Below are 24,275 nucleotides of genomic sequence, written 5' to 3'. Positions count from 1 at the left end.
CTTTGATAATCATAAAGCGTTTGAAAAATATTTATTAAAGTAAATTCCAGTTTTATAAGTTAGCTTATATGTTCCAAACAATTAAACCAACATTTAAGGAGATGGGAAAATGAATTTTACCGATGAAAAAGATTACATCATGCGAATGATAAAAGAAATGGTAAGAGTATTATTTTCATTAGCTTTTGGGAAAAAGTATGTTTCTGTTGAACTTGAAAAAGAAAACAAGTATGAAGTATCGGGAAAAAATTTGAAAATTTTTCTTAATATGATTGATTTAGGACAGATTAACGAAGCAGAGAACATACTTTTAGATAGCATTGACTATACAAACAAAAACGAAGTAATGGCGGTGGCTCTTTTTTATCAGTACCTTAGTGAAAAAGATAATCAGTTTTTGGAAAACAACAATTATACAAAAGAAGAAGTGCTTTCTGGTTTCAAACAATTACTTATGAAATCGGGATATAGCGATTTGCTTTATTTGCTCAAATATGATGAGTAATACAGAATTAAAAAATCAGCCTTTATAATTTTATATTTATATTCACAAAGCAGTTAGTCTACATGATTAACTGCTTTTCTTACGTCCAAAGAAAGGAGTTTATATGAAAGTATGGAAAAACTCTAAAGGTAACAGGATTCGTGCCAGTGACAAATCACTGGTCTATCATTTCTGTATCGGCTGGTTGTTGCTCCTGTTCGTTGCGGTATTCCTGCTACTGAACCTGCGACAGCTCCTTGTTACCGACTGGAAAGATTTTAACCTGCTCCATGCCGGAATCACATGGACTGCCTACAATTCCATTACGGTTCTGATAGCGACTGGTGTTTGTGCATTGGTCGTTTTTCTCTACTACCGTTACGGATATGACCGTATCAAGCGGTTGTTACACCGCCAAAAGCTGGCTCGTATGGTGCTGGAAAATAAGTGGTATGAAGCAGAAAACACCAAAGACAGCGGTTTTTTCACTGACCTGCAAAGCAGATCAAGAGAAAAAATCGTGTGGTTTCCGAAAATCTACTACCAGATGGATAATGGATTGCTCCATATCTTGTGTGAAATCACAATGGGAAAATATCAAGAACAGCTCCTGTCCTTAGAGGATAAACTGGAATCGGGGCTGTACTGTGAGCTGATCGACAAGACACTGCATGACGGCTATATCGAATACACCCTGCTCTATGATATGATAGCGAACCGTATTTCGATTGATGAAGTGATTGCTAAAAATGGCGGTCTGCGGTTAATGAAAAATCTGGTGTGGGAATATGATTCACTTCCCCATGCCCTTATCTGTGGTGGTACAGGTGGTGGAAAGACATATTTTCTATTGACCATCATTGAAGCCCTGCTTAGAACCAATGCGGATTTATACATTCTTGACCCGAAGAACGCTGACCTTGCAGACTTGGGAACGGTCATGGGAAATGTCTACCACACGAAAGACGATATGATTGACTGCGTCAATGCCTTTTATGAGGGCATGGTCACACGCTCGGAAGAAATGAAACTGCACCCGAACTACCGTACAGGGGAAAACTATGCCTATCTGGGGCTTGCTCCACAGTTCCTTATCTTTGATGAATACGTGGCTTTCCTAGAAATGCTCACGACAAAAGAAAGTACCGCCCTGTTAAGCCAACTAAAGAAAATCGTCATGCTCGGTAGACAGGCTGGATACTTTCTGATTGTGGCTTGCCAGCGTCCAGACGCAAAGTATTTCGGGGACGGTATCAGAGATAACTTTAACTTCCGTGTGGGGCTTGGTCGCATGAGCGAACTTGGCTACGGTATGCTCTTTGGAAGTGATGTGAAAAAACAGTTTTTCCAGAAGCGAATCAAAGGGCGTGGATACTGTGATGTGGGAACAAGCGTCATATCGGAATTTTACACTCCCCTTGTACCCAAAGGCTATGATTTCTTAGGTACGATTGGGGAACTTGCAGAAAGGAGAACAGAAAAAAAGGCTCTGGAACAATCCGAAGCCTTACTTTAATTTCAAGATGTCATTAGGTGTGCAGTCCAGATATTCACACAACTTTGCTAAGATGGAGAAGTCGATTCTGGTTACTTTATTTTTGCAGTAGTTGTTAAGCTGTGTTCTCTGTAAATTACAGGCTTCACAGACTTTGTTTTTACTGATATTCTTTTCCTTGAGAAGATTTTCTAAATCCATGTATACTGTCATTTTTGTTTACCTCGTCTTTTAATCAAATTATAAATATAGCTGTATTGAAAAATAAGCTGTTTTGCTATACACTTGTACTGTAATACAGGTGTACGGAGGAAATTAAAATGATAAGAAAACGGACAATAATTATAGTAATCACTATACTTCTGCTCTTGGCAGGAATCCTGTTTTACCTGCAATGGGGACGACAGATGGACGTATCTTCTTCGTCTGGCTCTGGCTCTGATAACCATTATGAGCTACGGGTGTCGGTCATACTCAACACTTTGGTCGTGACCGATCAACAGAAATGTGCGGAACAAATATTTGAAAAATGCAGGGACAACTCTTTTCACAGTGTCCGTTTCAGTTATGATATTCAGATTCCCCACGCACTTTCTGTTACGGTCTACAAGAACCAGAAAGACGCTGAATCCGGCAACTCGGCATTTAGCTTTTCCTATCGGCAGGAGAACCAGATAGACGGCACATACAATATTGTGGACAATCCAGAAAAATTTACTCTGGAAATGGACTGATTGCACACATAAGGCAGGACGGACAGGTGGCGTGCGAAGCGAAAGCCACAGGTACGGACTAGCCTTGCTGGTGTGGCGGTAGCCACGCCAGCATATATTAAGCCCCTCGGTATCTAACAGAGGGGCACAAATCACAAGGAAACATACACAAAAGTTACCGATTCTTGGCTAAAATCAAGCGTTTGGTAGCTTTTTTTACTGCTGTGACATCGGATAAAAAATGTCACAGTTTTTTCGTAAAGGGGGTATCGCACTGAATGATACAGAGTGGATACAGGATTTTGCAGACAAACGTTTGCAGTACGGTGTATCCCAGACGAAACTTGCGGTCATGGCTGGAATCAGCCGTGAACATTTAAGCCGTATCGAATCCGGCAAGGTGGCAGTCACAGAAGAAATGAAAGTAAAACTTTTGGAAGCTCTGGAAAAATTCAATCCAGAAGCACCGCTTACCATGCTGTTTGATTATGTGAGGATACGGTTTCCGACACTGGATATTGGACACATCATCAAAGATATTTTACAGCTCAATATTCAATACATGATACATGAGGACTTCGGGCATTACAGTTATACAGAACACTACTACATCGGAGATATTTTCGTATATACTTCTCCCGATGAAGAAAAAGGTGTCCTGCTGGAACTGAAAGGAAAAGGCTGTCGCCAGTTTGAAAGTTATCTGCTGGCACAGGAACGAAGCTGGTATGACTTCCTTATGGACGCACTGGTGGACGGTGGCGTGATGAAACGTCTTGACCTTGCCATCAATGACCATACAGGAATGTTGGATATTCCAGAACTGACCGAAAAATGCCGGAATGAGGAATGTGTATCGGTGTTCCGTTCCTTTAAGTCCTATGCTTCCGGCGAACTGGTCAAGCATGAGGAACAGGACAAGGCTGGTATGGGCTACACCCTGTATATCGGCTCATTGAAAAGTGAGGTGTACTTCTGTGTTTATGAAAAAAGCTATGAGCAGTACATCAAACTTGGGATTCCCATTGAGGAAGCACCGATAAAAAACAGATTTGAAATACGGTTAAAAAATGAACGTGCTTATTATGCTGTCCGTGACCTGCTGACTTACTATGACGCTGAACGGACGGCATTTTCTATTATCAACCGTTATGTACGCTTTGTGGATAAGGAAGCAGACAAGAAACGGAGCGACTGGAAATTATCTGTCCGCTGGGCGTGGTTCATTGGGGAAAACAGAGAGCCGTTAAAGCTCACGACCAAACCCGAACCCTACACACTGGACAGAACCCTACGCTGGATTCAACGGCAGGTTGACCCGACACTCAAAATGCTGGAAACAATCACAGCGAAAACAGGGATTGATTATCTGAAAGAAATCCGTAAATCCACGAAACTGACGGAAAAGCATTACAAGATAATTGAACAGCAGACCACATCTACCGAAGATGTGATTTTAGAAAAGGAGAATTGAAAATGCAACGATTATTATTTGACTTCCTGTTCTTCTCTTTAGGGGGAACAGTTGGCGTGGTTGCCATGTGTATTTTACAGGCTGGCAGACAGTCTGACAGAAAAATGATGGAACTGAAAGGAGAAAAGAAAGCATGAATTTTGGACAGAACCTTTATAACTGGTTTTTAAGCAATGCACAGAGCCTTGTGTTGATGGCGATTGTTGTTATCGGTATCTACTTGGGATTCAAGCGTGAGTTTTCCAAACTCATCGGATTCTTGGTAGTTGCCTTAGTAGCCGTTGGTCTTGTATTCAATGCGTCCGGCGTAAAAGACGTATTGTTACAGTTATTTAATAAGATTATTGGAGCGTAAAATTAAGAATCCCACATTTTGAACACAAACTTGTGGTAATATGTGGTAATATACTAATATCATTAAAATGTTTAAAGGAGATTCTTATTATGGTTAGATACAGTATTGAAATCGGACAGCAAGAACAAGATATTTTAAAAGAAATCGTTTTAGCCAGTGATAAAAATGTAAAGAAACGTAAATTTGCAACAGGGTTATCGTCTGTGATGGCTGTCATAATGTTAATATATACGATTCTTTGTTTTATGAATAGTCGTATTGGATATGGTATTATTGGATTATTATTTTCGGTTTTCTTTATCTGGATTATCATAAACGGAGCTAACACATTTCAGAAAAAAGTAATAAATATTGTTCATTCAAAGATGGATAATAAATTGACTTCGGGAAAACGTGAATATTGTTTTGATACCGATGGTATTACAGTTAGTTCTGATATCGGTAACGGGACTAATCATTGGAACGCCTTTAAATGTTGGGGGATTTTCAGAAATTACATATATATCAGAACAATAAAAAATGAAATGGTTCTTGTTAATCAAAATGATTTGTCTGAAAATGATGTAAAAGAGTTAAAATCCCTTTTGAGTCAGAATTTAAAAGAAGAAACGCTTTAATATTGTTTTAGAGTTAAGCAGTCTTTCAGTTATGATCGACTGCTTTTTTCATACTCAAAATTAGAAGAAAGGACTGAATTACGATGGAAGAATGTAGCGTATTGATTGAAACGACCAAATCAGCAGAGGATAAAACCTCTCGCTGGTTTGATTTACCCATTGATTATGAGCTGTTCCGTGACCTGCTCGGCGTGAAAGCTGACAGCAATGATTATCAGATTATAGATATGAAGCTCCCCTTTGCTGGCGACATTGTAAGGACAACTTCTGTCAGACGATTAAACAAGCTATACTTTGCTTACACGGATTTATCGCCAGAAGTTCAGCAGGCATACAAAGAGTTGATTCCTTATTGTGGCGGTGTAGAGGATTTATTGCAGAAATCAGAAGAATTTCTGTTTTATCCAGAGTGTCACAACATCATGGACGTTGCCCGCTACCGCTTGGAGCATAACATTGAATTTTCTGCTCTCTCCGAAAAGGGAAAGAAATATTTTAATCTGGAAGCCTACGCCCATGAACTGGACGAAAAAGGACGTTATGCTGTCTGCAATAATGGAATGTTTAAACTTTGACAGGTGGTATTGCTTATGGCAGAAATGAAAGTATTTGTTATCAATCTTGATGAACAGGAAAAAGATACAGGCTGTGCATGGTTTACACTTCCCTGCAACATAGAAGCATTAAAACAATCCATTGGCTTACCGCCGGACAGTGACCGTTATCTTATCAGTGATTATGATTTTCCTTTTGAAATCCTGCAAGATACAGACCTTGACCTGTTAAACAATGTCTGCCTTGCAATTTCGGAGAGTGAAATTCCACCCGAAGATATACCTGCAATTCAAAGAGAATGGTTTTCAAATCTGCAAGAGCTGGAAGCCGGACTTGGCAGTATTACATACCATCGGAACTGTTCAGATATGAAAAAAACATCAGAACATTTCTTATGTGTGCATGGCAGATTTTATGAATACAATGAGTGAAAGGAAGTGAACCGCTTATGATTGATGATATGCAAGTCTATATAGCCAATCTTGGCAAGTACAATGAGGGAGAACTGGTCGGGGACTGGTTCTCTTTTCCGTTGGACGAAGAAGTGATTGCAGAACGTATCGGCTTAAATGCAGAGTACGAAGAATACGCAATCCACGATACGGACAACTTCCCTATGGAGATTAGCGAATATACTTCCATCGAAGAACTGAACCGTATCTATGAGCAGTTGGAAGAATTACCAGACTACCTGCTGGACGACTTGGACAGTTTTGTATCCTATTATGGCAGTCTGGAAGAACTGGTGGAGCATAAAGACGACATCATTCTGTATTCCGGCTGTGAAACGATGACCGATTTAGCCTACTATCTGATTGATGAAGAACAGGTACTCGGAGAAATCCCGTCCTCTTTACAGAACTATATCGACTACGAAGCCTACGGGCGTGACCTCGATATAGAGGGGACATTTATTGCAACAAACGCTGGTATCTGTGAGGTACTGCGTTAAGGGCTGGCAGATCAGCACCGCCACTGGTGCTACTGTCAGCTTTTCTCTTGGGGGCAGTCTGGGAAATCCGGCTGTCCCTGTTGTTATGAAAATGAAGAAAGGAGCATTTACAAGTGAAGAAAATCCGAAGTTATACAAGTATCTGGAACGTGGAAAAGGTACTGTATGCCATCAATGATGTAAACCTGCCATTCCCTGTAACCTTTACCCAGATTACATGGTTTGTACTGACGGAATTTATCATCATTCTGTTTGCAGATGTACCGCCACTTTCCATGATTGAGGGAGCATTTTTAAAATATTTCGGGATTCCCGTTGCCCTCACATGGTTTATGTCACAGAAAACCTTTGACGGGAAAAAGCCATACAGTTACATCAAGACGATGGTGCTGTATGCTCTGCGTCCCAAAGTGACTTATGCCGGAAAAGCCGTGAACCTGCATAAGCAGAAATTTGAGGAAACTATCACGGCAGTAAGGAGTGTGACCTATGTTCCCGATTAAATATATCGACAATAACCTTGTCTGGAATAAGGACAATGAGGTGTTCGCCTACTATGAGCTGATACCGTACAATTATTCATTCTTATCCCCAGAACAGAAATACCTTGTGCATGACAGCTTCCGTCAGCTTATCGCACAGTCCCGTGAGGGAAAGATTCATGCGTTGCAGATTGCAACCGAAAGTTCAATCCGAAGCATACAGGAACAGTCAAAGAAGCTGGTCACTGGAAAGCTCCATGAGATAGCAATCCAAAAGATAGACGACCAGACCGAAGCCCTTGTATCCATGATAGGCGACAATCAAGTTGATTACCGTTTCTTTCTGGGATTCAAGCTCATGGTCACAGAGGACGAAGTCAATCTGAAGAACATCAAAAAATCGGTATTTCTGACATTCCGTGAGTTTTTGAACGAGGTAAGACACACGCTGATGAATGACTTTGTTTCCATGAGCAATGATGAAATCAACCGTTATGTGAAGATGGAGAAGTTATTGGAAAATAAAATCTCCCGTAGGTTCAAAATCCGCCGACTGGAAGCCAAAGACTTTGCGTATCTGATGGAACACCTCTACGGCAGGGACGGGATAGCCTATGAAGATTATGTGTATCCTCTGCCAAAAAGAAAATTAAAAAGGGAAACACTGATTAAGTATTATGACCTTATCCGTCCTACCCGTTGTGTGGTGGAAGAAAGCCAGCGATATTTGCGTCTGGAACATGAGGACAGTGAAAGTTATGTGTCCTACTTTACGGTCAATGCCATTGTCGGGGAGCTGGACTTCCCATCATCGGAAATCTTTTATTTCCAGCAACAGCAGTTCACATTCCCTGTGGATACGTCCATGAATGTTGAGATTGTCGGAAATAAAAAAGCCTTAACTACTGTCCGCAACAAAAAAAAGGAATTAAAGGACTTGGACAATCACGCCTATCAAGCCGGAAATGAAACAAGTTCAAATGTGGTGGAAGCCTTAGACAGTGTCGATGAACTGGAAACAGATTTAGACCAGAGCAAGGAAAGTATGTATAAGTTAAGTTACGTCATACGGGTGTCTGCACCCGATCTTGACGAACTGAAACGCCGTTGCGATGAGGTTAAGGATTTTTACGATGATTTGAACGTGAAGCTGGTACGCCCTGCCGGAGATATGATGGGACTGCATGGAGAATTTCTTCCAGCCAGCAAGCGTTATATCAATGATTATATCCAGTATGTGAAATCCGATTTTTTAGCCGGACTTGGTTTCGGTGCTACCCAGATGTTGGGAGAAAATACAGGAATCTATATCGGATATTCCGTGGATACAGGAAGAAATGTCTACCTGCAACCGTCCCTTGCCAGTCAAGGGATAAAAGGTACGGTCACAAATGCGTTGGCTTCTGCCTTTGTCGGTTCGCTTGGTGGTGGAAAATCATTCTGTAATAACCTGCTGGTGTATTATTCCGTCCTGTTCGGGGGACAGGCAGTTATCCTAGACCCGAAAAGTGAGCGTGGAAACTGGAAAGAAACACTGCCGGAGATTGCAGAGGAAATCAACATTGTAAATCTTACCAGCGACAAGGAAAATGCAGGGCTTCTTGACCCGTTTGTAATTATGAAAGATAAAGAGGACGGAGCTACACTGGCAAAAGAAATTTTAACATTTTTAACAGGTATCTCAACCCGTGATGGAGACAAGTTCCCTGTGCTTATCAGTGCAATCAGCAAAGTATCAGAAAGTGAACAAAGAGGATTGCTAAATGTTATCACAGAATTACGGAAAGAAAATACGCCTATTGCAAACCATATCGCAAATCATATTGACAGTTTTACAAATTATGATTTTGCACACCTGCTCTTTTCAGACGGAACAGCGAAAAATACTATCAGTCTGGATAACCAGCTCAATATCATACAGGTTGCGGATTTGGTTCTGCCGGATAAAGATACTACTTTTGACGAATACACGACCATTGAATTATTATCGGTGGCAATGTTGATTGTAATATCTACCTTTGCCTTAGACTTTATCCATTCAGACCGAAGCATTTTTAAGATTGTAGACCTTGATGAAGCATGGGCGTTCTTAAATGTGGCACAGGGCGAAACCCTCTCAAATAAGCTGGTGCGTGCTGGTAGAGCCATGAACGCCGGAGTTTATTTCGTGACACAATCCTCTGGGGACGTATCGAAAGAAAGCCTAAAAAATAACATCGGTTTAAAGTTTGCGTTCCGCTCCACAGATACCAATGAAATCAAACAGACCTTAGAGTTTTTCGGACTGGACAGTGAGGACGAAAACAACCAGAAACGGTTGAGGGATTTGGAGAACGGACAATGTTTAATGCAGGATTTATACGGGCGTGTGGGTGTGGTACAGATACACCCTGTCTTTGTAGAACTGCTTCATGCCTTTGATACCAGACCGCCGATAAAAAGTGAGGTGGATTTGGAATGATGAAATCTGTCACAAAAGAAAAGGTATTCCATGTACTGAAACTGGTTCTGCTTGCCGTGACCGTCACGCTGGTACTGCTGTCCCTGCTTGGGACAGTAGCTCATGCGTCTGGACTGGTCGATGATACGGTCAATGCAGACAACCTGTATTCAAAGTATCCGCTTTCCAATTATCAGCTTGATTTCTATGTGGACAATAGCTGGTCATGGCTTCCGTGGAACTGGCTGGACGGCATTGGAAAATCGGTGCAGTACGGGCTTTACTGTATCACAAATTTTGTCTGGACAATCAGCCTGTATCTTAGCAATGCCACAGGATATGTGGTGCAACAGGCGTATAAGCTGGACTTTATCAATGACATGGCTGACAGTATCGGGAAAAGTATCCAGACACTTGCCGGAGTGACCGAAAACGGATTTTCCAGCAGTGGATTCTATGTGGGATTCCTGCTCATTATCATTCTGATTGTAGGTGTTTATATCGCCTATACAGGGCTTCTCAAACGGGAAACAAGCAAGGCACTTCACGCTGTTATCAACTTTGTGATGGTGTTCATTGTGTCTGCGTCCTTTATTGCTTATGCTCCCAACTATATCCAGAAAATCAATGATTTCAGTTCGGACATCAGCACCGCTTCTCTGGACTTGGGGACAAAAATCATGCTCCCCGATTCACAAAGCAAAGGGAAAGACAGCGTAGACCTTATCCGTGACAGCCTGTTTTCGATACAGGTAGAAAAACCGTGGCTGTTGTTACAGTTCGGGAACAGTGATACCGAAGAAATCGGGGCTGACCGTGTGGAAGCTCTGGTATCTGCCAGTCCGTCAGACGAAGATGGAGAAACAAGGGAAAATGTTGTCAAAACAGAGATTGAAGATAACGACAATGACAACCTTACCATTCCACAGGTCGTCAACCGTCTGGGTATGGTGTTCTTCCTGCTCATTTTCAATCTCGGTATCACAATCTTTATCTTCCTGCTTACCGGCATGATGTTATTTTCCCAGATACTATTTATCATATATGCCATGTTTTTACCTGTCAGTTTTTTACTGTCCATGATACCGACCTATGAGAACATGGCGAAACAGGCAGTTGTCCGTGTGTTCAACGCCATTATGACAAGAGCCGGAATTACGCTGATTGTGACCGTGGCATTTTCGATTTCCAGTATGTTCTACAACATTTCCACGGACTATCCGTTCTTCATGGTGGCGTTTTTGCAGATAATCTGTTTTGCCGGAATCTACATGAAGCTCGGAGAACTAATGAGTATGTTCAGCCTTAATGCCAATGACAGCCAGCAGATAGGTCGCCGGATATTCCGTAGACCGATGGTGTTCATGCGACACAGGGCAAGACGTATGGAACGCCGACTTGCAAGGGCTGTGGGTACAGGAAGTATGGTCGGAGCTGGTGCTGGTGCAGTCGCTGGTTCTGCTTATAATCACTCTCGTTCTACACATAAAAATACGCCAGCCAGACCACAAAGGAATAATGAGGTTTCCATGGGAAGCCGTGTCGGTTCTGCGGTAGGTGCTGTGATGGATACGAAAAATAAAGTCCGTGACAGTGCTTCTTCTCTGAAAGAAAATGTGAAAGACTTACCGACACAGGCTGGTTATGCCGTCCATTCTGCCAAACAGAAAGCAAAGGATAATGTATCTGACTTTAAGCGTGGCATTGTAGAAGAACGGGAAAACCGACAGGAACAGCGTACACAGAAACGCAATCTGCATAGGGAAAATATCTCACAGAAAAAACAGGAATTACAGAAAGCACAGGAAGCAAGACAGAATGTTCATGCGAATGGATCAGCGACAGTCGGAGCTACCAGAAGCCATGAACGCCCTGTTGCCACACCTGTTCCAAAACCTGCACAGGCAGATACGGTTGCAAAGCCGGAAAGGAAACGTCCTGCTACTTCCCCTGTGATAAAAAATGCAGAAGTCAAAGTTGGAAAAGAAACTGTCCGAACCAATATCAGACAGGAACAGCAGGTCACACCTGTTGTCAGAACGAACCAACCGAAAGTAACAGAAACCACCAACAATGCGAAAAAATCAACGGTACAGAAAACACAGGTCAATCAAAAACAAAACCGTAAAATTGTTAGGAAGCCATCAGAGAAAGGACGGAAAAAATGAGATTAAAGCGTATCCTTATCATAGGTACGATATTTCCTGTCCTTTTCTCCATCGTCCTCTTTTTCGGGATACTGATTTCCGGCGAAGATGATGACAACGCTAACAGCTATTCGGCGGTCTACTCTGGCATGAACCTGTCAGCAGATGTCCTCAAACATCAGCCGATAGTAGAAAGATACGCCAGAGAAAACGGTATCTTGGAGTATGTGAACGTCCTGCTTGCCATCATACAGGTGGAAAGTGGCGGTACGGCTACCGATGTCATGCAGTCCAGTGAAAGTCTGGGACTACCGCCAAACTCATTAAGTACGGAAGAATCCATTAAGCAGGGATGTAAATATTTTGCGTCCCTGCTTTCTTCCTGTAAAGCCAAAGGTATGAATGACATTGACGTGGTCATTCAATCTTATAACTATGGTGGTGGCTATGCAGACTATGTGGCGAAGAACGGGAAAAAGCACAGCTTCAACCTTGCAGAGAATTTCGCAAAGAATAAATCCGGCGGTATAAAAGTGACCTATACGAACCCGATAGCAGTCAGTAAAAATGGTGGCTGGCGTTATAACTACGGGAATATGTTTTATGTGGAGCTGGTCAACCAATATCTGACTGTAAAGCAGTTCAGCAACGCAACCGTACAGGCGGTTATGAATGAAGCATTGAAATATCAAGGCTGGAAATATGTCTATGGTGGCAGTAATCCGAACACCTCTTTTGACTGTTCTGGTCTTACCCAGTGGTGTTACGGAAAAGCCGGAATTAGTTTGCCACGAACCGCACAGGCACAGTATGACACAACACAGCATATTCCATTGTCACAGGCACAGGCTGGCGATTTGGTCTTTTTCCATTCCACTTACAATACCAGCGACTATGTTACCCATGTAGGAATCTATGTGGGAAACAATCAGATGTATCATGCCGGAAATCCAATCGGCTATACCGATTTGACCTCTGCCTACTGGCAACAGCATATCATTTGTGCCGGAAGAATCAAACAATAGAAAGGACTTGAAATATGTTTAAGAAGAAAGAAAAAACAGAGAAAGCACCTAAGAATAAGAAAGTGCGTACCATGAAAGTCGGGACACATAAAAAATCTGTCCTGTTGTTGTGGGCGGTGCTTTTAGCAAGTACCAGTTTTGGTGTATATAAGAACTTTACTGCCATTGACACCCACACGGTACACGAAAAAGAAATCATTCAGCTAAGATTGAACGATACTAATGGTATTGAGAATTTCGTCAAGAACTTTGCGAAAGCCTACTACTCATGGGATACCAGCAAGGAAGCCATTGAAGCAAGAACAACGGAAATCAGTAAATACCTTACCAAAGAATTACAGGACTTGAACGCTGATACCATCAGAACCGATATACCAACCAGTGCTACTGTTACAAATGTGCTGGTCTGGAACGTGGGACAGTCTGGAACGGACGATTTTACTGTTGCCTACGAAGTAGATCAGCAGGTAAAAGAGGGCGAACAGACACAGGCAGTCACAGAAAACTACACAGTGACCGTTCATGTGGATAAGGACGGTGCAATGGTCATTACCCAGAATCCGACACTTGCTCCGGCAATACAGAAATCAAAGTATGAACCGAAAGCACAGGAAGCCGATGTCAGTGTCAGCTCCGATACTGTCAAGGACGCTACCGCTTTCTTGGAAACATTCTTTAAACTCTATCCGACAGCTACGGAAAAAGAACTTGCCTATTATGTCAAAGACGGCGTGCTTGCTCCTGTATCTGGCGATTATGTATTTTCAGAACTGGTAAATCCTGTCTTTACCAAAGATGGCGATAATCTCAAAGTTAGCGTGTCCGTAAAATATCTGGATAACAAGTCGAAAATGACGCAAATCTCACAGTATGACCTTGTGCTTCATAAGGACGATAACTGGAAGATTGTAGGATAAATATTACAGCAGAATAGTATGGAAAGTTATTATTTAATCTATACTATTCTGCAATCTATTATAATATCTTAAGGCAATTTCTAAAGCGATAAATATGTAGAAAAATGCATAAGTACTGTGTATAATGAAGAAAAAGACAAATCGGAATTTACGGAGGAAACAAATGTGGAAGATAATAAATCAACTACTGTCAAGAAAACGGTAAAATCAGGAATAACTTTTGGAAGTGCGTTAGCTATGGTTATTAGTTATACAACGTGGAAGTCTGTCGGTTGGGCAATTTTTCATGGATTACTTAGTTGGGTGTATGTCATATATTTCCTTTTGCGTTACTAAATCGAAGTTTGTAGAATTAAGAAAATCGGAAGTTTTAAAGGAGAAATACTATGGGATTATTTGGTAAAAGCAAAAAAGAACGAGAAAAAGAATACATGAACAAATTAGATGTTCCATCGTGTTTAAAAGAAAATTTTGAATTGATTATTGATGATGCATTTACAATTATGGGGGTTGGAACAGTTGCCACAGGAAACATATTAATAGGGATGTGCAGAGAAGGGGAAAATGCGTGTATTTATAAAGCAAATGGAGATATCTTAGAATCCAGAATTACTACTGTCGATGTACATACAAAAGAACGAAAAGCAAATGGTTGTGGATATAAAACAGAGCATGTTGGACTTGGGTTACGAGGAATTTCCAAGGAACAATTAGAAAAAGGCGATAAAGTAATTGTAAAAAATGCCAATATGTATGGAATGTAATTACAAATTCCCGTTTATTGGGAAGTCGTAGAGAACGAAAAATCGGAATTTATAAGGAACTGATAATATGAAAGGATTTGAGCGAAAAAATCAATTATTTTCCCTTTGCGGATTGAATTGTGGGTTATGCCCTATGTTTTTAGGAAAGCACTGTGGCGGTTGCGGGAATGGTAATCAATCGTGCGGAATTGCTAAGTGTAGCCTTGAACATGGTAAAATTGAATATTGTTATGAATGTGAAAGTTATCCATGTGAAAAATATCGGTATATTGATAAATATGATTCTTTTATAACTCATAAACGCCAAAAAGCAGACTTGAAAATGATACAGGACATTGGTGTTGAACAGTATAATCTTCAACAACGGGAAAAAATGCAAATTCTTTCTCATTTACTTGCTAACTATAATGACGGTCGCAGAAAAAATTTCTTCTGTGTAGCAGTCAATTTATTAGAGCTTTCAGAATTACAAGAAGCTATGAAACAAATACAACAAAATGATGAATTGTCTGTCTTGTCCGTCAAAGAACAATGTTCATATATAGTTGATATACTTCAAAAAATTGCTGATAGAAGAAATATAGAGCTAAAACTTATTAAAAAGTAGTTTGTAAATTTCAGCTTGTAGAGCTGAACAACCAAAGTTTGAAAGGAAAATGTATAATGACCAAAGAACAAATAATTGAAGAACTAAAAAAATCAGCAAAGCCTTATGAAGAGTATTATCTTGATGATGAAATATTAAGTGCTATGCTTTCATATCAAAATCCTTATGAATTTGTAGAGCCAATTTTAGAAATTATATCCACTAATCCCTCAGTTAATTTTGGAATGCCCGGTGATTTAGTTCATTTTGTAGAAAAGTTCTATAAAAAGGGATATGAAGAATTGTTAATCAATTCCGTCAGAAAAAATCCAACTTCACATAACATTTTAATGCTTCACCGTTGCTATAATGATATAAAAAATCCAAACCGTAATGAATTTGCAAAAGTTGTTAAAACACTAAAGAATGACAAATCAGTCTCCAGCGAAATCAAGAATATCATTGATGAGTATGATTGGGATTAAATTTCTTCAGAAAGGTTGTGGTTAAATGTTGGGTATCAAAAAACGAGATACAAAACAAGTTTTTAAAGCGATTGCACATCAACAGGGTGTTTCTGTATCAGAAGTAAAGGAACGTATTCAGTCAACCATTGATGAAATGTATTACAGCGATGACCCAGATGTGCAAGCTGAATTTTCAAGTTATTTCGGAAAGAAACGCCCTACACCAGAAGAATACGTTTATACGATGGCAACAAAAATTAAATACTAATTTATAAGAAATCACCATTTCCTTAACCTGTACATTAAGTGTGCAGGTCTTTTTTTGTCGTTTTTTATCGAATTGAACAATTTTTGCCTTTCTCGTCGGCTATATAGTGAGGGCAAGTATAAATTTTATCTAAAATAGCGATTATTTTTTTCAAATCACTTAGCAACTGCCCTGTTTTTTTCTTATATGGAGTGGAAAGAGGGATAGATACAAAACAGCACAGGGAGGAGGTGAGAACGTGAAACCATCTGACTTCCAGAAAACTGTAATGTGTCGTTTTGATAGTTGTTTAAAAAAAACTGTTTTCGGAGTTGTAAAGGATTACTACAAAGAGTTGAAAAAGAATCAAGCAGAAGCTATCCCCTTTTGTGAGCTTCCCGACATTATCATAGATAAAGTTGCTATATGGGATACATATAAAACGGATTACACGACTTTCAATATATGTGGACATGACATTTATGTATATGACGATGAGCTGGCAAAAGTCATTAAACAATTATCTGACCGTTACCGTGAAAATGTACTTATGTACTATTTCTTGGATATGAGTGATACGGAAATTGCAAAATTGCAGAATATATCCCGAAGTGGTGTATTTCAAAACCGACACTATGCATTAAAACAAATGAAAAAGTCATTAGAGGAGGAAAATTAGTATTTGAAACAAAAACGTTCGTATAAGAAGCCATCATTTTATGTGATTTCATCGGCTATGGACGGCGACAAAATTTCCATTGATAAAATCTTAGATTTCTATGACCCGTATATATCAAAAAGCTGTATTCGCCCATTATATGATGAATACGGAAATGTATATATCGCTGTGGATATGGAATTAAAAGGTCGTATCAGAGAAGCCATTATGAAAATGATATTGGAATTTGACATAAAAATTGAATAGGTAATATCTGCGGAACGCTTCATATAAGCACTTCCCTCTTTCCTGTTCCGCTTACTTCTTAGCTTGTCATTCTGTATCAGTCTATTTAACAAAACAGATTGATACAGGCTGACAAGAGCCTAATAGTTCTTTGACAACTGAATAATGCAGACAGATACGTTTGTGCTTGCAGTGAGCCATCAGAGATTGTACGCCGTGACTTTTCCAATCGGGAGATAGCGATTCATGCAATGATCTGGGAGCGACCGTTGGAAAAGTCGTTCTGCCATGACCTGTAACACAGGATAATGATACACCCGTATGACACGGTTCAGCCCACAGGAATGGGAATGGTTGAGATACCAGTGGAGCTTGCCAAAGCCATTTGTCTGCATATAAAAAGTATTAGCAAAAGTGTTAGCAACGGCAAAAAACATATCCGCAAGAGTTATTGATATGCTATAATGACCTTGTTAAACGTATGTATTTTGCTGTTATCACACGGAAAGGAGTTATTATTACTCGTGATAAGTGATACATCAAATACAGAAACTCCTAAAAAGGAGAAAAAGACATATACAGTAGAGGAAATTGCAGAACAATTATGTGTGAGTAAAAAAGTGGCTTACGCATTGGTTAAAAGTGGACAGTTCGCTTATGTTCGTGCTGGTAGAGCCATACGGGTATCTAAAGATTCTTTCGATAAATGGTTAAATCAAAATTAACTGTTAAGGAGAGAATATATTATGGCTTCAATCAAAAAAAGAAAATCAACATTTTCCGTTATTTACTGGTATTTAGACAATGCAGGAGAACGTAAACAGAAATGGGATACGTTAGAGACAAAGAAAGAAGCAAAGCAGAGAAAAGCATTTGTTGAGTATTATCAAGAAAAATATGGTTATGTGATTGTTCCCTTAGAGGAACAGTTTGCACGCCAAATTGATGAATCGAAAAAAGAACTTGATAGTACCGATGAAGATATTACGCTTTGTGACTTTTTAAAAATATTTGTCAATCTCTATGGTACGTCAAAATGGTCGCCTAGTACATTTAGTAGTAAGGTCGGTACTATCGAAAATTACATCAATCCACTTATCGGGGATTGGAAGTTAAATGAGATTACCACAAAGAAATTATCTGCCTACTACAACGATTTATTGAGTGTTCCAGAAGTACCCAGAGCTAACAGAAAAGCTACTGGACGTTGCGTACAACCTGCCAATATCAAGAAAATACACGACATTATACGCTGTGCATTAAATCAAGCAATCCGTTGGGAATATATTGATACCAACAAGCGTAACCCTGCTTCATTAGCAACGCTTCCTAAAGTTCCTAAGGTAAAAAGAAAAGTATGGAGTGTAGATACATTCCGTGAAGCAATTCAGCAGTCAGACGACGATTTATTAACCATCTGTATGCATTTGGCGTTTTCCTGCTCAATGCGTATTGGAGAAATTACAGGTCTTACATGGGAAGATGTAGTTATTGATGAACAATCCATTGCAACGAATAACGCAAGGGTAATCATCAATAAAGAGCTTTCCAGAGTAAATGCACAAGCTATGCAGAAATTAAAGGAAAAAGATATTATCAAGATTTTTCCGACACAGAAACCGCATTGCACAACAAGGCTTGTATTAAAAACACCAAAGACAGAAACAAGTAATCGTACCGTATGGTTGCCAAAGACGGTTGCAGAATTACTGGTGCAATATCAAAAAGACCAAAAGGAATTACAGGAATTTCTAGGAGACGCTTATAACAATTACAACCTTGTTATAGCTTTGGAAAATGGAAATCCCGTTGAGAGTAGAATTGTGAGAGACAGATTTCAAAAGTTATGCGAACAAAATGGCTATGAACAAGTTGTTTTCCACAGTCTGCGTCATTTATCCACAGGATACAAATTGAAAATGACCAACGGCGATGTAAAATCAGTACAAGGCGATACAGGTCATGCAGAAGCAGAAATGGTTACAGACGTTTATTCAGAAATCATAGATGAAGATAGACGTTACAATGCTCAAAAGATGGACGAACAATTTTATTCCACTCTAAACCATGATTCAGAAATGCAACCACAAAATGAGGAAGTTCAGCCAGAAAACAACGGCTTATCAGACAGTGATATGGAGCTTTTACAGCTTTTAAAATCACTTACGCCAGAGATGAAAGCAATGCTTTTGAAACAATCAGCTTCAAAGTAATTTTTCAAAAGTGTTAGCAAATCTTCAAAAATCTGCTGATATTTTTTCAAAATAAAAAAAGTGTTAGCAAACTCTTCTACTCAAACAGTCATAAAAATATCGAATTACAAATTCTGAAAATCAAAAGAAATTGCAAAATATAAATTGAATATGTTCTTATCCGACAGGTTATAAGCCAAAAACAAAAGAAGCTGAAAACCTCGATAAATCAAGGCTTTCAGCGTTGTTTGCTGGCGTCCCAGACAGGAATCGAACCTGCGACGTTTCGCTTAGGAGAGCTCCAACCTATTGTCACTCTCTGTCAATCTGAGGTAAGGTAAACCCATATGGGACACTATTAAAAACTGTTTCCGATTCAATTTGAGTTATTCTGAATACCCCCTCTGTCAAGCTCTGTAAAGCTCTGAAAGTTAGCTGATTGTTTGCTCCAGCTAATAATCGGGGAATGCCTTGATATTACCATCGACATCTGTTATATGACCACCATGCTTCGTACGTTCGATCATGGTAAACAGTATTCAATTAAACTTCCTATCGAAAGCACAAGATATTTTCTTGTCTACAATTAATATACCGCATACGAGACGGTTTGTCCATGCGTTTTTGACTGGCAAATTTTATTCATTAAAAATTTCTGTAACCTTTTCTGTAACGGAATCGAAGAACTTCTAAAAGTCTTTTCTGTTCATCTACATTGGCTTCGAGAAATAATTCCTGTCTGCCTTGTGTTCGTGTATGCTACCAACTATTTGAATTTAAAGATTCATTTATTGATTCATTTGAAGCTTTATTTGTATTATTATTCCGATACTTATTTCTTATATCGTTGCGAATTGTTTTTCCACTAAAATTACACTATTTTTTCACTATTTTTCATTACTTCATCGTCTTTGCCAGTGAATTGAGCAACGCCCGCATCTCTGGATTAGCCAATACTTTTGCCAAAAGTTCCGGATCGACTTCATCAGCAACAGGTGCATTATTATTTTCCTGCTGTACATGCATCTGTGGATCCAGATTCTTTTTCTCATAAAATGCTTCTTCAAAAAGCTCTGCATTTTTCCTTCTGTCATCATCCAGAATATGAGAGTACACATCTGTAACCATATTGACCTGAGCATGGCCAGAATCACCCTGTACCGCCTTGATGTCTCCACCATTCAGTTTCAGCTTATAAGTAACACTGCTATGACGAAAACTGTGAAATACAACCGGTGGGAGATTATAGTCCTCGATCAATTTCTTTAAAGGGCCACGGATTGCTCCATCACCAAGAGGAAGACCAAAGGTACTTGCCATAACCAGGTTATAGTCCATATATTCGTCACCCAGGATTTCTTTCATTTCATCCTGCTCAGCTTTCCAGTCTACAAGCATATTAGCAACGCTCTTCGGTAAGAATATCTTACGTACACTACTTTCTGTCTTCGGTGTTTTCAGAATACGGACCGTAGAATTCTTCTTATGATTTGTCGGGAATACCAGCAACACATCTTTTCCATCCAGTGCGTTCAAAGATTCTTTTCTTATACGCTGTGATTCTTTATTGATGAAGACATATGCGCGATTTTCTTCAATTGCCTCAGGAGAGATATCTACACAATCCCAGGTAAGACCAAGCAGCTCACCAATTCGTAAAGAGCATGAGAACGATAGATTTATTGCGAGCTTTAATCGTTCATCTTCACAGACACTAAGCGCATACATCAATGTATCCGCTGTCCAGATGTCTCTTTTTTGTGATTTATGTTTTGGTACAGTCGCATGAGTGCAGGGATTCTTCTCCATCAATTCCCATTTCACTGCCTGTTCGAAACAGTTTCTAAGCAGCTTATTAACATCCCTGACCGTACTGGACGATACAAATTCATTTCGACTGGTTTTATTTAATGGATTGATAACTGCACGTCTCTTCAAAAGACTCTGATAATATCTTTCGATGAATCGGGTATTAATCTCTGACAGCTTTGCATCACCAATGATTGGAAGAATATAGTTGTTGATAAGAGAGACATTTCCTTCGTATGTAGAAAGCGCCCAGTTTTCTTTTCCATACAGTGCAACATATTCTGTAATAAGCTCGTCCAGTGTTTTGCATTTACGGACGACAAATGATCCCATCTCTTTTTTATATTCAATTTCTTTTTTTCTTCTCTTGGCTTCGGCTTTCGTTTCATAGGTTTCCCATTTCTGTTTTCTCTCGCCTTTTTCATTCGTATAAGAATAGATTACATTGAATTTTCCGTTTCGTTCTCTTATTGATGCCATATTATTGCATGCTCCTTTCCAATTCTCTTTGTTCCATCCAGTCCTCAAATTCATCCCGAAGGATCCTAACTCGACTGCCAACTTTTATTACTGTGAACTTTCCTTTATCCGCCCATTTGTTGATCATGCTTCTGCTGACCTTTGCCAGATAGGAAGCTTCATCAAAAGTAAGATACTTTATATTTCCATTGCTTCCTCGTATTCCGGTCTGTGATAATTTCTTCCGCCGGAAATTAGCCAGGGCAATATTCTGTTCCTGTGCAAGTTCTTCATAATCATTCGATGGATCCAGCTTATACCGGTCCTGACCTTCCAGGAATTTTTGAAAACTCTCTTTTGTGATCCTTTTCTTTTCTGCAATCACAATGAATTCAAAAAAATGACTATACTTTGGATTATCAAGAATTGTATATACTGCACTTCTGGTTGTTCCAAGCAGCTGTGCCATCTCAGGCATCGTAATAGTTGCCTCTTCCAGAAGAGCGTCTTTTTCTCTGTCTTCCTTTGTTCGATACCGGGACTGGCTTTTATACCAGTTCTGAAAAGATTCTTTTGGTATTCGTTTCCAGTAATCGACAATAACCGTTTCCATTTGATTTTTCTTGAGTAATTCATAAACAAGATACTCATCAACACCCAACAGATCCGCAACTTCCTTAACCGAATAGGACCAGGATTTTAATTCTTTCCCTGGTTCTTCTCCGGTAACTTTATGATATTTAATCTGATTGGCGTACCATTTTTCAAAGCTGGCAATATTGATTCGTATCTTTCCGGCAATCTCTTTTGATTCAAAAACATTTTTATGCACCAGCCAGTATCGATCTGTCTTTTTTAATCCCAGCAGCTTTCCCATTTCCGGCACTGTCATCCAGGTCCTCTTTTGTGTTGGACGCCGTTTGTAGGGACTTTCTTCTGAAATCTTCGAAATGATTTCCTCAACATCGTCCATTTCCGGAATTTCTTTTTGTTTCATAATTGCTGTTTCCATTTATTCTTCACTTCCTGTCTTTTTAGTGTTAGTGTTTTTTCTTATATCATATCTCATATCCAGAAAAAAATTTAGGATGTCGATTGCAGACAAAATCTGCCTGATCAACACCCTGTTTTTTACTGTTCCAAGTTATCGAGCCAGTCATCGAAACTCTTCTTAGAGATGCGATACTTTCCGCCATCCAACTGGATCCACCGGAATTCCTTTTTCTTCAAAAGGTTATAAATAGTAGGTCTGCTGACTCCTAAGATTTCCTGTAACTCTTGAACTGTATAACATCTTTTCTCTGACATTTCTTTATCCTCTTTTCTTTGAAATATGAAAGAAAAATTATCCCTTCATATAACGAAACGCTCAGAGCATGTTTTACAGTGGTCAAAAGCAAATTTTTTTACTTTTTTTCCTACGAGTCTTCTTGCGAATTTTTTAATACCACTCGTAAGAAACTCGTAACATTAAATTTTTCAGTAAAGAAAAAAAGCATATGGAATTGAATCCATACACTCTATGATTACTGGAACTTTATTTCATTTTTAATTCAACAAACTTTTGTTTATTTCGTTCTTAAGTTCATCTTTATTCTCGTATGTTCTCACTATCGGAATCGTACTCTGTCTGTTCTACATAATCTGCGGAACAGTCTCGTTTGTACGGATAAAAAAATAAACTGAGCCACGGCTGTTCCAACATGAAATCAGACGTGGCCTTATTTATATCATTTCACTCTTTTTTGAAATAGAACAACACCACAGCAACAACTCAAATCGACTTAAAATTCCAGACTATTCGCATTCAGCAAGAAATACTTCATTCCCATGATGACAAAACCTTCATCATTTCTCCAAGGCTTTTTGCTGCCATTTACAATGACGATCTTCTTGAAAGAGTCCGGGATATTACGCAGAGAATTGAACTCCTGCGTCTGTTTTTCTTCCGAAGTCATGTCATATGCAACCTGGATATAGTATCTCTGGTTTCCTTGATTCACCACAAAGTCAACCTCCAACTGCTTGCGAACACGTTTGCCTTCTTTATCCTTATCGAAGATATCCACGACACCCACATCAACATTGTAGCCACGGATCAGCAGCTCGTTATAAACAATGTTCTCCATGATATGAGTAGGCTCCTGCTGTCTGAAATTCAGACGTGCATTTCTCAGTCCCAGATCAGTAAAGTAGTATTTCAGATTTGCACCGATATACTTTCTGCCCTTAATATCGTATCGGCTTGCCTTGGAAATCAAAAAGGCATCTGTCAAATGGTCGATATGCTTGGAGATGGTTTTATTAGTATAAGTCATCTGGCGCTCACTGGCAAAGGTATTGGCAATCTTTGAAGGGTTGGTCGGTGCGCCGATTGCAGATGCAAGCACATCAATCAGAATCCCAATCTCATCCACGTTCTGAATCTTATTTCTTTCAATAACATCCTTCAGATAGACATTTGCAAAGATGTTCTTCAGATAGTCCGCTTTCTGTCGTTCGCTCTGGAAACTTACGATCTGCGGCAATCCTCCGTAGATCATGTAGTCATCCCAGGCATCATCATAATCGCCGTCATAGACAGAATAAAACTCTGCAAAGGAGAGAGGGTAGATTCTAATCTCATCACCTCTGCCACGGAATTCGGTCACAATGTCGCTGGACAGGAACTTGGAATTACTTCCGGTGACATACACATCAATATTGCTAATGCGGAGCAGGCTGTTCAGCACTTCCTCAAATCGTGGCATGAACTGCACTTCATCCAAAAGGAGATAATACTTCCCGTCGTCTTTCATGGCATCCTTGATGTACTTGAAGCATACCTTGGGATCTCTTAATTCCTCGTTCTCAATACCATCCAATGCAATTTCAATAATATGATCAACATCAACGCCGTTCTCCAGTAAGTATCTCTTAAAGATGGTAAACAGCAAAAAGGATTTGCCACATCTACGAATGCCGGTAATCACCTTTATCATTCCATTATCTTTTCGCTCGATCAGCTGCTGTAGGTAAGCGTCTCTTTTAATCTCCATCGTTACACTCCCCATTTCCGTGCACCTACACACTTTTTAGTAATGAGATTCTATCACAGAACGACCTGAATTTCAATATGTATTCCTATTTTATGTGCATCTACACATTTTTATGTAATGTTGATAAATATATTTTCAGATTTTTTTGATTGC

Annotated in this window: 29 protein-coding genes; 24 read left to right on the top strand and 5 right to left on the bottom strand. The window is 39.6% G+C overall.

The window, feature by feature from the left end; genetic code table 11:
- Window positions 1-109: 109 nt before the first annotated feature.
- Together PG418_RS11195 and PG418_RS11190 are read left to right on the top strand one after the other, a co-directional pair.
- Window positions 110-505, top strand: coding sequence for a DUF6483 family protein (locus PG418_RS11195; protein ID WP_008704173.1), 396 nt, complete (start codon window positions 110-112; stop codon window positions 503-505).
- Window positions 506-608: 103 nt separating this feature from the next.
- The gene (locus tag PG418_RS11190; protein ID WP_498837378.1) at window positions 609-2,000 is read left to right on the top strand and encodes an FtsK/SpoIIIE domain-containing protein; all 1,392 of its coding nucleotides are present in this window, start codon (window positions 609-611) and stop codon (window positions 1,998-2,000) included.
- Here PG418_RS11190 and PG418_RS11185 read toward each other — a convergent pair.
- A complete protein-coding gene (locus PG418_RS11185; RefSeq protein ID WP_005334884.1) occupies window positions 1,992-2,192 on the bottom strand; it encodes a helix-turn-helix domain-containing protein in 201 nt (66 codons plus the stop codon). The genes PG418_RS11190 and PG418_RS11185 overlap by 9 nt on opposite strands.
- 107 nt (window positions 2,193-2,299) lie before the next feature.
- On the opposite strand from PG418_RS11185, the gene PG418_RS11180 reads away from it, so the two are divergent.
- From PG418_RS11180 to PG418_RS11075, 22 genes are all read left to right on the top strand, one after another.
- Window positions 2,300-2,713 (top strand): hypothetical protein, encoded by a 414-nt coding sequence (locus tag PG418_RS11180; protein ID WP_005334885.1) that lies wholly within the window; start codon window positions 2,300-2,302, stop codon window positions 2,711-2,713.
- 220 nt (window positions 2,714-2,933) lie between these two features.
- Window positions 2,934-4,166: a MobT family relaxase gene (gene mobT / locus PG418_RS11175; RefSeq protein ID WP_215656446.1), complete on the top strand. Its 1,233-nt coding sequence runs from the start codon at window positions 2,934-2,936 to the stop codon at window positions 4,164-4,166.
- Window positions 4,167-4,168: 2 nt separating this feature from the next.
- Complete coding sequence (locus PG418_RS11170) at window positions 4,169-4,303, top strand: DUF3789 domain-containing protein (RefSeq protein WP_081021271.1); 135 nt, start codon at window positions 4,169-4,171, stop codon at window positions 4,301-4,303.
- Entirely contained in the window at window positions 4,300-4,521 is a 222-nt protein-coding gene (locus tag PG418_RS11165; RefSeq protein WP_004844214.1) for a hypothetical protein, read from the top strand. Before PG418_RS11170 ends, PG418_RS11165 begins: the two co-directional genes overlap by 4 nt.
- 89 nt (window positions 4,522-4,610) lie before the next feature.
- Window positions 4,611-5,138, top strand: a complete 528-nt coding sequence (locus tag PG418_RS11160; RefSeq protein WP_005334889.1) for a YcxB family protein — start codon at window positions 4,611-4,613, stop codon at window positions 5,136-5,138.
- An 83-nt stretch (window positions 5,139-5,221) separates the two neighbouring features.
- Window positions 5,222-5,713, top strand: coding sequence for an antirestriction protein ArdA (locus tag PG418_RS11155; RefSeq protein ID WP_117458681.1), 492 nt, complete (start codon window positions 5,222-5,224; stop codon window positions 5,711-5,713).
- Window positions 5,714-5,728: 15 nt separating this feature from the next.
- Window positions 5,729-6,124 (top strand): hypothetical protein, encoded by a 396-nt coding sequence (locus PG418_RS11150; RefSeq protein WP_117458680.1) that lies wholly within the window; start codon window positions 5,729-5,731, stop codon window positions 6,122-6,124.
- Window positions 6,125-6,141: 17 nt separating this feature from the next.
- Window positions 6,142-6,645, top strand: a complete 504-nt coding sequence (locus PG418_RS11145; protein WP_055158607.1) for an antirestriction protein ArdA — start codon at window positions 6,142-6,144, stop codon at window positions 6,643-6,645.
- A gap of 113 nt (window positions 6,646-6,758) precedes the next feature.
- Complete coding sequence (locus PG418_RS11140; protein ID WP_005611098.1) at window positions 6,759-7,148, top strand: conjugal transfer protein; 390 nt, start codon at window positions 6,759-6,761, stop codon at window positions 7,146-7,148.
- Window positions 7,135-9,588 (top strand): conjugal transfer ATPase TcpF, encoded by a 2,454-nt coding sequence (gene tcpF / locus PG418_RS11135; RefSeq protein ID WP_118660942.1) that lies wholly within the window; start codon window positions 7,135-7,137, stop codon window positions 9,586-9,588. Before PG418_RS11140 ends, tcpF begins: the two co-directional genes overlap by 14 nt.
- Window positions 9,585-11,735, top strand: coding sequence for a CD3337/EF1877 family mobilome membrane protein (locus PG418_RS11130; RefSeq protein ID WP_118327220.1), 2,151 nt, complete (start codon window positions 9,585-9,587; stop codon window positions 11,733-11,735). The genes tcpF and PG418_RS11130 overlap by 4 nt, the downstream gene beginning before the upstream one ends.
- On the top strand, window positions 11,732-12,739 hold the full coding sequence (locus tag PG418_RS11125; RefSeq protein ID WP_118327221.1) for a bifunctional lytic transglycosylase/C40 family peptidase: 1,008 nt from the start codon (window positions 11,732-11,734) through the stop codon (window positions 12,737-12,739). The genes PG418_RS11130 and PG418_RS11125 overlap by 4 nt, the downstream gene beginning before the upstream one ends.
- A 14-nt stretch (window positions 12,740-12,753) precedes the next feature.
- Window positions 12,754-13,656 (top strand): conjugal transfer protein, encoded by a 903-nt coding sequence (locus PG418_RS11120; protein ID WP_498837377.1) that lies wholly within the window; start codon window positions 12,754-12,756, stop codon window positions 13,654-13,656.
- Window positions 13,657-13,821: 165 nt separating this feature from the next.
- Window positions 13,822-13,992, top strand: coding sequence for a hypothetical protein (locus tag PG418_RS11115; RefSeq protein ID WP_173821657.1), 171 nt, complete (start codon window positions 13,822-13,824; stop codon window positions 13,990-13,992).
- Window positions 13,993-14,042: 50 nt separating this feature from the next.
- A complete protein-coding gene (locus PG418_RS11110) occupies window positions 14,043-14,420 on the top strand; it encodes a hypothetical protein (RefSeq protein ID WP_117787972.1) in 378 nt (125 codons plus the stop codon).
- Between the two features lie 67 nt (window positions 14,421-14,487).
- Complete coding sequence (locus PG418_RS11105; protein WP_117499822.1) at window positions 14,488-15,027, top strand: DUF3795 domain-containing protein; 540 nt, start codon at window positions 14,488-14,490, stop codon at window positions 15,025-15,027.
- Between the two features lie 56 nt (window positions 15,028-15,083).
- Window positions 15,084-15,491 carry a hypothetical protein gene (locus PG418_RS11100; RefSeq protein ID WP_055200598.1) on the top strand — a complete coding sequence of 136 codons (408 nt, stop codon included), beginning with the start codon at window positions 15,084-15,086 and terminating at the stop codon, window positions 15,489-15,491.
- A 25-nt stretch (window positions 15,492-15,516) separates the two neighbouring features.
- On the top strand, window positions 15,517-15,741 hold the full coding sequence (locus PG418_RS11095; protein WP_005334915.1) for a sporulation initiation factor Spo0A C-terminal domain-containing protein: 225 nt from the start codon (window positions 15,517-15,519) through the stop codon (window positions 15,739-15,741).
- 238 nt (window positions 15,742-15,979) lie between these two features.
- A complete protein-coding gene (locus tag PG418_RS11090; RefSeq protein WP_005334925.1) occupies window positions 15,980-16,399 on the top strand; it encodes a sigma factor-like helix-turn-helix DNA-binding protein in 420 nt (139 codons plus the stop codon).
- A 57-nt stretch (window positions 16,400-16,456) separates the two neighbouring features.
- Window positions 16,457-16,645, top strand: coding sequence for a helix-turn-helix domain-containing protein (locus tag PG418_RS11085; RefSeq protein WP_005334926.1), 189 nt, complete (start codon window positions 16,457-16,459; stop codon window positions 16,643-16,645).
- Window positions 16,646-17,148: 503 nt separating this feature from the next.
- Window positions 17,149-17,349 (top strand): helix-turn-helix domain-containing protein, encoded by a 201-nt coding sequence (locus PG418_RS11080; RefSeq protein ID WP_226814520.1) that lies wholly within the window; start codon window positions 17,149-17,151, stop codon window positions 17,347-17,349.
- Window positions 17,350-17,370: 21 nt separating this feature from the next.
- Window positions 17,371-18,837: a site-specific integrase gene (locus PG418_RS11075; protein ID WP_055195565.1), complete on the top strand. Its 1,467-nt coding sequence runs from the start codon at window positions 17,371-17,373 to the stop codon at window positions 18,835-18,837.
- 876 nt (window positions 18,838-19,713) lie between these two features.
- On the opposite strand, the gene PG418_RS11070 is transcribed toward PG418_RS11075, so the two are convergent.
- From PG418_RS11070 to PG418_RS11055, 4 genes are all read right to left on the bottom strand, one after another.
- The gene (locus PG418_RS11070) at window positions 19,714-21,105 is read right to left on the bottom strand and encodes a tyrosine-type recombinase/integrase (RefSeq protein ID WP_182465640.1); all 1,392 of its coding nucleotides are present in this window, start codon (window positions 21,103-21,105) and stop codon (window positions 19,714-19,716) included.
- A gap of 1 nt (window position 21,106) precedes the next feature.
- Window positions 21,107-22,096 (bottom strand): helix-turn-helix domain-containing protein, encoded by a 990-nt coding sequence (locus PG418_RS11065; RefSeq protein ID WP_128868190.1) that lies wholly within the window; start codon window positions 22,094-22,096, stop codon window positions 21,107-21,109.
- 119 nt (window positions 22,097-22,215) lie between these two features.
- Window positions 22,216-22,392, bottom strand: coding sequence for a helix-turn-helix domain-containing protein (locus PG418_RS11060; RefSeq protein WP_003864535.1), 177 nt, complete (start codon window positions 22,390-22,392; stop codon window positions 22,216-22,218).
- A gap of 476 nt (window positions 22,393-22,868) precedes the next feature.
- Window positions 22,869-24,122, bottom strand: coding sequence for an ATP-binding protein (locus tag PG418_RS11055; RefSeq protein WP_128868191.1), 1,254 nt, complete (start codon window positions 24,120-24,122; stop codon window positions 22,869-22,871).
- Window positions 24,123-24,275 lie beyond the last annotated feature (153 nt).

The sequence above is a fragment of the Bariatricus sp. TF06-38A genome (assembly GCF_027690675.1).
Taxonomy (GTDB): Bacteria; Bacillota; Clostridia; order Lachnospirales; family Lachnospiraceae; genus Allocoprococcus; species Allocoprococcus comes.
This window is presented reverse-complemented; position numbering and strand designations above follow the sequence as displayed.